A 12,744-nucleotide genomic window follows, 5' to 3' on the forward strand; every position below is an offset into this window, starting at 1 on the left:
CGAACCGTAGAGAAGGAAGTCAATCTTGCTCGACGTCAACTTCTTCGACGAGCTGCGGATCGGCCTGGCTACCGCTGAGGACATCCGCCAGTGGTCGCACGGCGAGGTCAAGAAGCCGGAGACCATCAACTACCGCACCCTCAAGCCCGAGAAGGACGGACTCTTCTGCGAGAAGATCTTCGGTCCGACCCGGGACTGGGAGTGCTACTGCGGCAAGTACAAGCGCGTCCGGTTCAAGGGCATCATCTGCGAGCGCTGCGGCGTCGAGGTCACTCGCGCCAAGGTGCGTCGTGAGCGGATGGGCCACATCGAGCTGGCCGCCCCGGTCACGCACATCTGGTACTTCAAGGGTGTGCCGAGCCGGCTGGGCTACCTGCTCGACCTGGCGCCGAAGGATCTCGAGAAGATCATCTACTTCGCCGCCTACGTGATCACCTCGGTGAACACCGAGCTGCGTCACCAGGACCTGTCCACGCTCGAGAACGAGATGAGCGTGGAGCGCAAGCGGGTCGAGCAGCGCCGCGACCAGGACCTGGAGGCCCGGGCCCAGAAGCTCGAGGCCGACCTGGCCGAGCTCGAGGCCGAGGGTGCCAAGGGTGACGTGCGCCGCAAGGTCAAGGACGGCGGCGAGCGCGAGATGCGCCAGCTCCGCGACCGCGCCCAGCGTGAGCTGGACCGGCTCGACGAGATCTGGACGACGTTCTCGAAGCTGGACGTCCAGCAGCTGATCCCGGACGAGTCGCTGTACCGCGAGCTGTACGACCGGTACGGGGACTACTTCACCGGCGCCATGGGTGCCGAGGCGATCCAGAACCTGCTGCAGACCTTCGACATCCCGGCCGAGGCCGAGAAGCTGCGCGAGATCATCCGCAGCGGCAAGGGGCAGAAGAAGCTCCGCGCCCTCAAGCGCCTCAAGGTCGTCGCCGCGTTCCAGACCACGGGCAACTCGCCCATGGGCATGGTGCTCGACTGCGTCCCGGTCATCCCGCCGGACCTGCGCCCCATGGTGCAGCTCGACGGTGGCCGCTTCGCCACGTCGGACCTGAACGACCTGTACCGCCGGGTCATCAACCGGAACAACCGCCTCAAGCGACTGATCGACCTCGGCGCGCCCGAGATCATCGTCAACAACGAGAAGCGGATGCTGCAGGAGGCCGTCGACGCGCTGTTCGACAACGGCCGCCGCGGCCGTCCGGTGACGGGCCCGGGCAACCGGCCGCTCAAGTCGCTGTCCGACCTGCTCAAGGGCAAGCAGGGCCGGTTCCGCCAGAACCTGCTCGGCAAGCGCGTCGACTACTCCGGCCGTTCGGTCATCGTCGTCGGCCCGCAGCTCAAGCTGCACCAGTGCGGTCTGCCCAAGCAGATGGCGCTGGAGCTGTTCAAGCCGTTCGTGATGAAGCGGCTGGTCGACCTGAACCACGCGCAGAACATCAAGTCCGCCAAGCGGATGGTGGAGCGCGGGCGCTCGCAGGTGTGGGACGTGCTCGAGGAGGTCATCTCCGAGCACCCCGTGCTGCTCAACCGTGCGCCCACGCTGCACCGCCTCGGCATCCAGGCCTTCGAGCCGCAGCTGGTGGAGGGCAAGGCCATCCAGCTGCACCCGCTGGTCTGCGAGGCGTTCAACGCGGACTTCGACGGTGACCAGATGGCCGTCCACCTGCCGCTGTCGGCCGAGGCCCAGGCCGAGGCCCGGGTGCTGATGCTCTCGAGCAACAACATCCTGTCGCCCGCGTCGGGTCGTCCGCTCGCCATGCCGCGTCTGGACATGGTCACGGGTCTGTACCACCTGACCCGCGAGCGGCCGGACGCCTTCGGCAACGGGCAGTCCTACAGCTCGGTCGCCGAGGCGATCATGGCGTACGACCGCAAGGCCCTGCACCTGCAGGCGCCCATCAAGATCCGGCTCCCCGGGGTCGCCCCGGTCGCCGGCATCGAGGTGCCCGAGGGAGAGGTCTGGCTCGCCGAGACGACCCTGGGCCGGGTGCTCTTCAACGAGCTCCTCCCGGCGGACTACCCGTTCGTCAACGAGGCGCTCCCGAAGAAGCGTCAGGCCGCGATCATCAACGAGCTGGCCGAGCAGTACTCGATGACCGAGGTCGCGCAGTGCCTCGACCGCCTGAAGGACGCCGGGTTCTACTGGGCCACCCGCTCGGGCGTCACGATCGCGATCGACGACGTCGTGGTGCCGCCGAACAAGCAGGAGATCCTGGACTCGTACGAGGCCAAGGCGGACCAGGTCAACAAGCGGTACCAGCGCGGTGCGCTCTCCCACCAGGAGCGCAACGACGAGATGGTCAAGATCTGGACCCAGGCGTCCGAAGAGGTCGCCAAGGCCATGGAGGACAACTTCCCCGACGACAACCCGATCCCGATGATCGTGAAGTCGGGCGCGGCGGGCAACATGACGCAGGTCCGGCAGCTCGCCGGCATGCGTGGTCTGGTCGCCAACCCCAAGGGTGAGTACATCCCCCGCCCGATCAAGGCGAACTTCCGCGAGGGCCTGACCGTGCTGGAGTACTTCATCTCCACGCACGGCACCCGGAAGGGTCTGGCGGACACCGCGCTGCGGACCGCCGACTCGGGTTACCTGACCCGTCGTCTGGTCGACGTCTCGCAGGACGTCATCGTCCGCGAGGTCGACTGCGGGACCTCCCGCGCCGTGAACATGGCCGTCACCGAGGAGACGGCGGACGGGACGCTGATCCCGCACCGCTACATCCGCACGTCGGTGTACGCCCGCTGCTCGGCGGACGAGGTCAGGGACGCGGACGGCAACGTCATCGTGGAGAAGGGCGGTGACCTCGGTGACCCGGCACTCGACGCCCTCGTGGCGGCGGGCATCCGGTCGATCCGGGTGCGCAGCGCCTTGACCTGCGAGTCGACCACCGGCATCTGCGGCATGTGCTACGGCCGCTCGATGGCCACCGGCAAGCTGGTGGACGTCGGCGAGGCCGTCGGCATCGTCGCCGCCCAGTCCATCGGTGAGCCGGGTACGCAGCTGACGATGCGTACCTTCCACCAGGGTGGTGTCGCCGGTGACGACATCACGACCGGTCTGCCCCGTGTCACGGAGCTCTTCGAGGCTCGCGTGCCGCGCGGCAAGGCGCCCATCGCGGACGTCGACGGCCGGATCCGAATCGAGGACGGCGACCGCTTCTGGAAGATCACCCTCACGCCGGACGACGGCGGCGAGGAGATCGTCTACGAGAAGCTGTCGAAGCGTCAGTGGCTGGCCATGACCGTGGTCGACGGCGAGGAGCGCCCGCTCCGCGACGGTGACCACGTGGCCGTCGGGCAGCTGCTGCTCGAGGGCACCGCGGACCCGCACGAGGTCCTGCGGGTCATGGGTCCGCGTGAGGTGCAGCTGCACCTCGTGCGTGAGGTGCAGAAGGTGTACCGCACGCAGAGCGTGGACATCCACGACAAGCACATCGAGGTCATCGTCCGGCAGATGCTCCGCCGGGTGACGATCATCGACTCGGGTGCCACCGAGTTCCTGCCCGGCGCGCTCGCCGAGCGGGGCGAGTTCGAGTCGGAGAACCGGCGCGTGGTGTCCGAGGGCAACGAGCCGGCCTCCGGCCGCCCGGTGCTCATGGGGATCACCAAGGCCTCGCTGGCGACGGAGTCGTGGCTGTCCGCGGCCTCGTTCCAGGAGACCACCCGGATCCTCACCGATGCCGCGATCAACGGGAAGCGCGACAAGCTCGTCGGGCTGAAGGAGAACGTGATCATCGGCAAGCTGATCCCCGCGGGCACGGGGATCGGCCGGTACCGCAACATCCAGGTGCAGCCCACGGAGGAGGCCCGCGCGGCCGCCTACGCGCTGCCGAGCTACGACGACGGCTACTACAGCCCCGACGTGTTCGGCACCGGCACCGGTGCGGCGGTCCCGCTGGACGACTACGACTTCGGTCGGGACTTCCGCTAGTCCGCAGCACGCGAACGGGCCGGTCACCTTCGGGTGGCCGGCCCGTTCGTCGTCTCGCGAGCTGTAGGCCCGCCCGCGGCACCCCCCTGGGCTGCGGACGGGCTGTCATACTCGGATCCACACACGCTTCCGAGCTAGTACCCGGGTGAGTACTTCGATGAGCGCGCTCCAGGTGGTGGCGGACCGGATGGCGGCCGCCGGCTCTGTCGCGGACGTGCGCACGGCCTTCCTGCAGCATGCGGGAGCGGCCCTCGGGAGCGATGTGCGGGCCATCTACCTGCACGGACCGGACGACCGCCCGGTCTCGGCGGACGCGGTCGGCCTGAGCGACTCGGTGCTGCGCCGCTACGAGGAGCTCGGCCGCGACTGTGACCCGGTCCTCGACCTGATCGTCGCCGAGCACGTCGCGGTCAGCGCGCTGGACCTGCTCGGGTCGGATCGCTGGCACGCGACGGACCTCTACGACCACGTGATGGCGCCCGCGGACCTGGAGCACTACATCGCGGCCCCCCTCTTGGGACAGGGGCGGATCGTGGGAACCCTCGGGTTCACCCGGCGGCGGGGCGCGGCACCGTTCAGCACCGCGGAGATCGGCCGGGCCGCCGCGCTCGCCCACCACGTGTCCGCTCTCGTCGCCCGCTTCCCCGCCGAGCCGGTCGAGCCGGGGGCGGCGCTGCCGCTGACCGCGCGGGACCGCGAGATCGTGGCGCTCGTCGTGCGCGGCCGGACGAACGCCGAGATCGGCGCCGCGCTGCACATCAGCGCGAACACGGTGAAGCAGACGCTCAAGCGGATCTTCGCCCGCACCGGCGTGCAGAACCGCACCGAGCTCGCCGCCCGCGCCGCCCGCGGGTAGCCGGGCGGGATCGTGGAGCGCGCTGAGCGCCGGGCGCACTGAGAGCCCACGTTTCGTGCGCTCAGCGCGGCATGATCAGCGTTTGCGTGCCCTCAGCGTTGCTCGGACAGCGCTGAGAGCACGAAACATGCACCCGCCCCGCCCCTCAGTCGACGACGTACTCGGCGGGGTCGAAGACGGCGGTGCGGCGGGCGTACTCGCGCATGGTGCCCGGCCAGTTGTTGGTGATGCGGCCGGAGTCGGTGCGGTACCAGCTGGTGCACTCGGTCCAGACGCTGTCGCCGAGCCTGCCCTGCATCTCGACGTCGTAGGCGGACGCCACGTCGGGGCGGACCTCGATCGAGCGGGCGCCGCCCGCGAGCCGCCGGATGCCCTCCCGCGCGTAGCGGATCTGGCACTCCAGCATGTGCACGATCGAGCCGGACCCGACGTTGGTGTTGGGGCCGTAGAGCACGAAGAGGTTCGGGAAGCCCGGGACCGTCACGCCCAGGTGCGCCCGAGCCCCGTCCCGCCACTCCTCGGACAGCTCCCGCCCGGCACGGCCGGTCACCCGCATCGGCGCCAGGAAGTCCTGGGTGCGGAACCCCGTCCCGAAGACGATCACGTCGCAGGGGTGCAGCACGCCGTCCGCGGTCCGCAGGCCCTCCGCGGTGACCTCGACGATCTTCTCCGTCCGGACCTCCACGTTCGGCCGGGCCAGCGCCCGGAACCAGTCCGACGACAGCAGCACCCGCTTGCACCCGACCGGATAGTCGGGCGCGAGCCGGGACCGCAGACCCGCCTCGGGCACCTGCAGACGCAGCTGGGCGTGGTGGGCCAGGGCGAAGACCCGGGCGAAGGGCTTGATCGCGGTGAAGCCGAGGGCGCCGAACTCGAAGAACCCGGTCCAGAAGGTGCGCGCCAGCCGGGCGCGCAGGCGCGAGGCGGGCCGTCGGTAGGGGCGGTCGGTCTTCGGGATGACGTACGGCGCGGAGCGCTGGAACACCGTCACCCGGGCGGCGTCCGGGGCGATCGCCGGCACGAACTGGATGGCGCTCGCGCCGCTGCCGACGACGCCGATCCGCTTGCCGCGCAGGTCCACCGAGTGGTCCCAGCGGGCGGAGTGGAAGACGGGGCCGGTGAAGGACCCCAGGCCGGGCAGCTCGGGGACGGCGGGGTGGGAGAGCTGCCCGCAGGCGGAGACCAGGGCCTCGGCCTCGATCTCGCCGTCGGACGTGGCCAGGCGCCACACCGCCGCGGCGTCGTCCCAGCTCGCCGACGTGACCTCGGTGTCGTAGCGGACGGGGAGCTCGCCCGCGACCCCCTCCAGGTAGCGCAGGATGTCCGGCTGCGGGGCGAAGCGGCGACTCCAGTCACCCGCGGCGAACGAGTACGAGTAGAGGTGGGAGGGGACGTCGCAGGCCGCGCCGGGATAGGTGTTGTCCCGCCACACCCCGCCCGGCCGCGCCGCCTTCTCCAGCACCGTGACCCCGCCGAGGTCGTCCTCCCGCAGCGCCGTGCCCATCCCGATGCCGCCGAACCCCGCCCCGACGACGGCGACCCGCGGCCGTCGGGCGGCCAGGTCGCGGCGCAGCGCCAGGCCGAGCTCACGCAGGTCCGCGTGCGCGCGGTCGAGCAGGCCCGCCTCGAGCGCGTGGTCGTGCCACATGCCGGGGGAGCGGCGGTAGGTGACCCGCTCCAGCTTCTCGACCAGCCGGTCCGCGTCCCCGACCAGCACCTCGTCCGCGCCCGCCAGCACGTGGACCGGCGGCAGGCCGGAGAGGTCGGCCTCCAGTGGACGCAGCTCGGGCGGGACCGGGCGGCCCCCGAGGTACGCGTCGAGTCCCGCCCGGAGCAGGCCCGGGCCCAGCATCGCGTCGGAGCCCGCGTTGCCCTCGATGTGCGGGTCGGTCAGCGAGAGGTCCACCCACGGCGAGATCAGCCCGACGGTCGCGGGGAGCGGGATCCCCTTGTCGCGCAGGCGGAGCAGCAGCGCGAGAACCAGCCCGCCCCCCGCGGAATCTCCGGCGAGGGCGAGGTGTTGAGCAGAGTGTGTGCGGAGCAGGGCGGTATAGGCCTGCTCCGCGTCGTCCAGCCCCGCCGGGTACGGGTGTTCCGGGGCGAGCCGGTAGTCGAGCAGGTCGACCGGCGCGCCCGTGGACTCCGCGAGCCAGGCCGCCAGTGAGCGGTGCGACCAGGGCGAACCGACGATGTAGCCGCCGCCGTGCAGGAACAGCACGCGGCGCTGCGGGTCGGCCCCGGGGGTCCGGACGCGCAGTCCGTCCGCGGTCCGGTCCGTCCGGGTCCCGCGCGGGACGGGCAGCAGTCTGCCCTGGACGTCGACCAGCCTGCGGGCGACCGACGTCGGCAGTCGGGGCGAGAGCGACGGGGCGACCAGCAGTCGGGTCGCCGTGCGGACAGCGGCACACGGCAGTGTGAGGCGCATGATCGGGGAGGGTAACGATGCAGGTCACGACAGCCGAGGGGCCGCACGGGCCGTCCCTGGCACCGGCGGGGCCCGAAGGGGCGTCGGGTGCGGCGAGCGCGAGTCGATCTGCGACGAGCGGGTGAGTCGCCTTGCCCGGCGTCGGGCGGATGCGGCACCCTGCGGGGAACGCGGCGGTGGCCGGCAGACGACCGGCGGGCGGACGAGGCGTGCGGGTGTGGACCCGTTTTGACCCTCGTTTCCGGGGCCGCGTACCCTTGTGACGTGCGCGCGTTCATTCGCGTGCCCTCCGTCCGTCCCGGACGCTCCCGAGGGTTCCCCGACTCCCGGTGGGTGCACGAGTCGCGACACGCCCGACCTCGGGGGTCGGCACCCGGAGTGGAACCGGGGCTCCCGGACCCGAGCGGGCACGCACGATCCGCCCAGCCGGGCCTCCGCCCGGGTGAGACACCTGAGCATCACGAGCAGGGAAGAGAACAGAGGGTTCATGCCCACGATCCAGCAGTTGGTCCGCAAGGGCCGCGAGGACAAGGTCAGCAAGACCAAGACCGCCGCGCTCAAGGGTTCGCCCCAGCGCCGCGGGGTCTGCACCCGCGTCTACACCACCACCCCGAAGAAGCCGAACTCCGCGCTGCGGAAGGTCGCTCGCGTCAAGCTGAGCTCCGGCATCGAGGTCACCGCGTACATCCCGGGTGAGGGCCACAACCTGCAGGAGCACTCGATCGTGCTCGTGCGTGGCGGCCGTGTGAAGGACCTTCCGGGTGTCCGCTACAAGGTCATCCGCGGTTCGCTCGACACCCAGGGTGTCAAGAACCGCAAGCAGTCCCGTAGCCGGTACGGCGCGAAGAAGGAGAAGAGCTGATGCCTCGCAAGGGCCCCGCTCCCAAGCGTCCGCTCGTCTCGGACCCGGTCTACAGCTCGCCGCTGGTGACCCAGCTCATCAACAAGGTGCTCAAGGACGGCAAGCGTTCGCTCGCCGAGCGGATCGTCTACGCCGCGCTCGAGGGCACCCGGGACAAGACCGGCACCGACCCGGTCGTCACGCTCAAGCGCGCGTTGGACAACGTCAAGCCGGCCCTCGAGGTCCGCAGCCGCCGTGTCGGTGGCGCGACCTACCAGGTGCCCGTCGAGGTGCGTGCCGTCCGGCAGACCACGCTCGGTCTGCGGTGGCTGGTCAGCTACGCGGGCCAGCGCCGCGAGAAGACGATGGTCGAGCGCCTGATGAACGAGCTGCTCGACGCGAGCAACGGTCTCGGCGCCAGCGTCAAGCGTCGCGAGGACATGCACAAGATGGCGGAGTCCAACAAGGCCTTCGCCCACTACCGCTGGTGACGGGCCGATCGTCCGCGCCAACCTGGTCTAGGGAGAGCTGAGAAGTGGCAGCACAGGATGTGCTGACGGACCTCACCAAGGTCCGCAACATCGGCATCATGGCCCACATCGACGCCGGTAAGACCACCACCACCGAGCGGATCCTGTACTACACGGGGATCAACTACAAGATCGGTGAGGTCCACGACGGCGCGGCCACGATGGACTGGATGGAGGAGGAGCAGAAGCGCGGCATCACGATCACGTCCGCCGCGACGACCTGCTTCTGGAAAGACCACCAGATCAACATCATCGACACGCCCGGCCACGTCGACTTCACCGTCGAGGTGGAGCGGTCGCTGCGCGTGCTCGACGGCGCCGTCGCGGTCTTCGACGGCAAGGAGGGGGTCGAGCCGCAGTCCGAGCAGGTCTGGCGGCAGGCCACCAAGTACGACGTCCCGCGCATCTGCTTCGTCAACAAGATGGACAAGCTCGGCGCGGACTTCTACTTCACCGTCGGCACCATCAAGGACCGGCTCGGCGCCACGCCGCTGCCGATCCAGCTGCCCATCGGCTCGGAGAACGACTTCATCGGCGTCGTGGACCTGGTCCGCATGCGTGCCCTCACCTGGCGTGGGGACGTGCAGAAGGGCGAGGACTACACCGTCGAGGAGATCCCGGCGGACCTCAAGGAGCGCGCGGAGGAGTACCACACCGCCCTCGTCGAGGCCGTGGCCGAGACCGACGACGAGCTCATGGAGCTCTACCTCGGTGGCGAGGAGCTGACCGTCGAGCAGATCCAGGCGGGCATCCGCCGGATCGTGAAGGACCGCTCGGCGTACCCGGTGCTCTGTGGCTCCGCGTTCAAGAACAAGGGCGTCCAGCCCATGCTCGACGCGGTCATCGACTACCTGCCCTCGCCGTACGACGTGCCGCCGGTCGAGGGCACGCTGACCGACGGGGAGACCCCGGCCAGCCGCAAGCCCAGCAAGGACGAGCCCTTCGCAGGCCTGGCCTTCAAGATCGCCGCGCACCCGTTCTTCGGCAAGCTGACCTACGTCCGGGTGTACTCGGGCCGGGTCGCCGCGGGCTCCCAGGTCGTCAACTCGACCAAGGACCGCAAGGAGCGCATCGGGAAGCTCTTCCAGATGCACGCCAACAAGGAGAACCCGGTGGACGAGGCCCTCGCGGGCCACATCTACGCGGTCATCGGGCTGAAGGACACGACCACGGGCGACACGCTCTGCGACCCGCAGGCGCCCATCGTCCTCGAGTCGATGACCTTCCCGGACCCGGTCATCCAGGTCGCCGTCGAGCCCAAGACGAAGGCGGACCAGGAGAAGCTGGGCATCGCGATCCAGAAGCTCGCCGAAGAGGACCCGACGTTTCAGGTCTCCCTGGACGACGAGACCGGACAGACGATCATCGCCGGCATGGGCGAGCTCCACCTCGAGGTGCTCGTCAACCGGATGAAGAGCGACTACAAGGTCGAAGCCAACATCGGCAAGCCGCAGGTGGCGTACCGCGAGACGATCCGCAAGGCCGTCGAGAAGTACAGCTACACGCACAAGAAGCAGACCGGTGGGTCGGGGCAGTTCGCGAAGGTCCTGATCAACCTGGAGCCGCTCGACACGACCGACGGTGCGCTCTACGAGTTCGACAACAAGGTCACCGGTGGCCGCATCCCGCGGGAGTACATCCCGTCGGTGGACGCCGGAGCGCAGGACGCCATGCAGTACGGCATCCTCGCGGGCTACCCGCTCGTCGGGATCAAGCTGACCCTCGTCGACGGTGCGTACCACGAGGTCGACTCGTCCGAGATGGCGTTCAAGGTCGCCGGCTCGATGGCGCTGAAGGAGGCCGCGAGGCTGGCCTCCCCGGCGATCCTCGAGCCGATGATGGCCGTCGAGGTCACGACGCCCGAGGACTACATGGGCGACGTCATCGGCGACCTCAACTCCCGCCGCGGCCAGATCCAGGCCATGGAGGAGCGTGCGGGTGCCCGCGTCGTCAAGGCGCTGGTCCCGCTGTCGGAGATGTTCGGCTACGTCGGTGACCTCCGGTCGCGGACCCAGGGCCGGGCGAACTACACGATGGTGTTCGACAGCTACGCCGAGGTCCCCTCGAGCGTGGCCAAGGAGATCATCGCGAAGGCGACCGGCGAGTAGTCCGGACCGCTCGCGAGGTGTGGGCCGGGGATCGGTAGGGTCTCCGCCAATTCCCGGCCCCCACCTTCTCAATCCAAGACCTGCCGTCAGCACGGCGGAGTACGAATACCAAGTCCAGGAGGACAGCACAGTGGCGAAGGCGAAGTTCGAGCGGACCAAGCCGCACGTCAACATCGGCACGATCGGTCACATCGACCACGGCAAGACCACGCTGACGGCGGCCATCACCAAGGTCCTGCACGACAAGTACCCGGACCTCAACGAGGCCTCGGCGTTCGACATGATCGACAAGGCTCCCGAGGAGCGTCAGCGCGGCATCACGATCTCGATCGCGCACGTCGAGTACCAGACCGAGAAGCGGCACTACGCGCACGTCGACTGCCCCGGTCACGCCGACTACATCAAGAACATGATCACCGGTGCGGCGCAGATGGACGGCGCCATCCTGGTGGTCGCGGCGACCGACGGCCCCATGCCGCAGACGCGTGAGCACGTGCTGCTCGCCCGCCAGGTCGGCGTGCCGTACATCGTGGTGGCCCTGAACAAGGCCGACATGGTGGACGACGAGGAGATCATGGAGCTCGTCGAGCTCGAGGTCCGCGAGCTCCTCTCGTCGCAGGACTACCCGGGTGACGACCTCCCGATCGTCCGCGTCTCGGCGCTCAAGGCGCTCGAGGGCGACGCGGAGTGGGGCGGCAAGCTGCTCGAGCTCATGGACGCCGTGGACGAGTCGATCCCGGAGCCGGAGCGCGACACCGACAAGCCGTTCCTCATGCCGGTCGAGGACGTCTTCACCATCACCGGGCGCGGCACGGTCGTCACCGGCCGTATCGAGCGCGGCATCGTGAAGGTCAACGAGACCGTCGAGATCGTCGGCATCCGCGAGAAGGCCACCACGACCACCGTCACCGGTGTCGAGATGTTCCGGAAGATCCTCGACGAGGGTCGCGCGGGTGAGAACGTCGGCCTGCTGCTCCGCGGCATCAAGCGCGAGGACGTCGAGCGCGGCCAGGTCGTCGTGAAGCCGAACTCGATCACCCCGCACACCGAGTTCGAGGCCCAGGTCTACATCCTGGGCAAGGACGAGGGTGGCCGTCACACGCCGTTCTTCAACAACTACCGTCCGCAGTTCTACTTCCGGACGACGGACGTGACCGGCGTGGTGACCCTCCCGCAGGGCACCGAGATGGTCATGCCGGGCGACAACACGGAGATCAGCGTCCAGCTGATCCAGCCCATCGCCATGGAGGAGGGCCTCCAGCTGGCCATCCGTGAGGGTGGGCGGACCGTGGGCGCCGGCCAGGTCACCAAGATCGTCAAGTAAGACCCTTCTGCGGCCCGTGCCCCCTGGTGGGGCACGGGCCGCACCCCGGTTGAGGGCCACATTTATCGGTGTGGCATCCTTGACGGGTTGCGCGCGACGGGTGCGCACGCGGAAGTCGGCCTCCGATACTCCGTGACATACCCGCCGTGCCGACCCCGGAGTGAAGTGATCCCCCTGGGGGGTGAGCGGAGTCCCGGGGACCGGTATGCGAAGCGTAGGGCGACACGCCCGACCTCGTGGACCGGAGCCCACTGGGTGAGACGTGAACAGAGCGCGGACGCACCAGATCCGCATCGGATGCCACGGCAGAACCGTGCGTCGATCACTTGTGGTGCGAGCGAGCTGGTCGGGGCTCCCCAGACGGGTGGACACCCGGAGACACCGCAACGGCGGCAGGAAGAAGAGGACGACCCACGACCATGGCGGGACAGAAGATCCGCATCAGGCTCAAGGCCTACGACCACGAGGCAATCGACGCGTCTGCTCGCAAGATCGTGGAGACGGTGACGCGTACCGGTGCTCGTGTGGTCGGCCCTGTGCCTCTGCCCACCGAGAAGAACGTGTACTGCGTCATCCGCTCGCCGCACAAGTACAAGGACTCGCGCGAGCACTTCGAGATGCGCACGCACAAGCGGCTGATCGACATCCTCGACCCGACGCCGAAGACGGTCGACGCGCTCATGCGCATCGACCTGCCGGCCAGTGTCGACGTCAACATCCAGTAGGGCACCG

General features: G+C 69.3%; 8 protein-coding genes. 7 read left to right on the plus strand and 1 reads right to left on the minus strand.

Annotated elements, in window-relative coordinates; translation table 11 throughout:
- Window positions 1–25 precede the first annotated feature (25 nt).
- Together L3X23_RS30570 and L3X23_RS30575 are read left to right on the plus strand one after the other, a co-directional pair.
- Complete coding sequence (locus tag L3X23_RS30570) at window positions 26–3,928, plus strand: DNA-directed RNA polymerase subunit beta' (RefSeq protein WP_237196634.1); 3,903 nt, start codon at window positions 26–28, stop codon at window positions 3,926–3,928.
- A gap of 157 nt (window positions 3,929–4,085) precedes the next feature.
- Window positions 4,086–4,784 carry a LuxR C-terminal-related transcriptional regulator gene (locus L3X23_RS30575; protein WP_237196636.1) on the plus strand — a complete coding sequence of 233 codons (699 nt, stop codon included), beginning with the start codon at window positions 4,086–4,088 and terminating at the stop codon, window positions 4,782–4,784.
- A gap of 145 nt (window positions 4,785–4,929) precedes the next feature.
- Here L3X23_RS30575 and L3X23_RS30580 read toward each other — a convergent pair whose 3' ends face one another.
- Complete coding sequence (locus L3X23_RS30580; protein ID WP_237196637.1) at window positions 4,930–7,209, minus strand: alpha/beta hydrolase fold domain-containing protein; 2,280 nt, start codon at window positions 7,207–7,209, stop codon at window positions 4,930–4,932.
- A gap of 487 nt (window positions 7,210–7,696) precedes the next feature.
- Here L3X23_RS30580 and rpsL point away from each other — a divergent pair, with 487 nt between their 5' ends.
- The 5 genes from rpsL to rpsJ all read left to right on the plus strand — a co-directional run bounded on the left by rpsL (window position 7,697) and on the right by rpsJ (window position 12,737).
- Window positions 7,697–8,071, plus strand: a complete 375-nt coding sequence (gene rpsL, locus L3X23_RS30585; protein ID WP_093076962.1) for a 30S ribosomal protein S12 — start codon at window positions 7,697–7,699, stop codon at window positions 8,069–8,071.
- Complete coding sequence (rpsG, locus tag L3X23_RS30590; RefSeq protein WP_093076965.1) at window positions 8,071–8,541, plus strand: 30S ribosomal protein S7; 471 nt, start codon at window positions 8,071–8,073, stop codon at window positions 8,539–8,541. The genes rpsL and rpsG overlap by 1 nt, the downstream gene beginning before the upstream one ends.
- A gap of 44 nt (window positions 8,542–8,585) precedes the next feature.
- Window positions 8,586–10,688: an elongation factor G gene (gene fusA, locus L3X23_RS30595; protein WP_093076967.1), complete on the plus strand. Its 2,103-nt coding sequence runs from the start codon at window positions 8,586–8,588 to the stop codon at window positions 10,686–10,688.
- Window positions 10,689–10,818: 130 nt separating this feature from the next.
- Complete coding sequence (gene tuf / locus L3X23_RS30600; protein WP_093076970.1) at window positions 10,819–12,012, plus strand: elongation factor Tu; 1,194 nt, start codon at window positions 10,819–10,821, stop codon at window positions 12,010–12,012.
- Window positions 12,013–12,431: 419 nt separating this feature from the next.
- Window positions 12,432–12,737 (plus strand): 30S ribosomal protein S10, encoded by a 306-nt coding sequence (gene rpsJ / locus L3X23_RS30605; protein ID WP_003938093.1) that lies wholly within the window; start codon window positions 12,432–12,434, stop codon window positions 12,735–12,737.
- The last annotated feature ends 7 nt before the right edge of the window (window positions 12,738–12,744 follow it).

The sequence above is a fragment of the Pseudonocardia sp. WMMC193 genome (genome assembly GCF_021728735.1).
Lineage (GTDB): Bacteria > Actinomycetota > Actinomycetes > Mycobacteriales > Pseudonocardiaceae > Pseudonocardia > Pseudonocardia oroxyli.

Excerpts from the sequence above, each read along its gene's own strand:
- L3X23_RS30575 (WP_237196636.1), top strand. The coding sequence starts at position 4,086 with ATGAGCGCGCTCCAGGTGGTGGCGGACCGGATGGCGGCCGCCGGCTCT.
- L3X23_RS30580 (WP_237196637.1), bottom strand. The coding sequence starts at position 7,209 with ATGCGCCTCACACTGCCGTGTGCCGCTGTCCGCACGGCGACCCGACTG.
- rpsL (WP_093076962.1), top strand. The coding sequence starts at position 7,697 with ATGCCCACGATCCAGCAGTTGGTCCGCAAGGGCCGCGAGGACAAGGTC.
- rpsG (WP_093076965.1), top strand. The coding sequence starts at position 8,071 with ATGCCTCGCAAGGGCCCCGCTCCCAAGCGTCCGCTCGTCTCGGACCCG.
- rpsJ (WP_003938093.1), top strand. The coding sequence starts at position 12,432 with ATGGCGGGACAGAAGATCCGCATCAGGCTCAAGGCCTACGACCACGAG.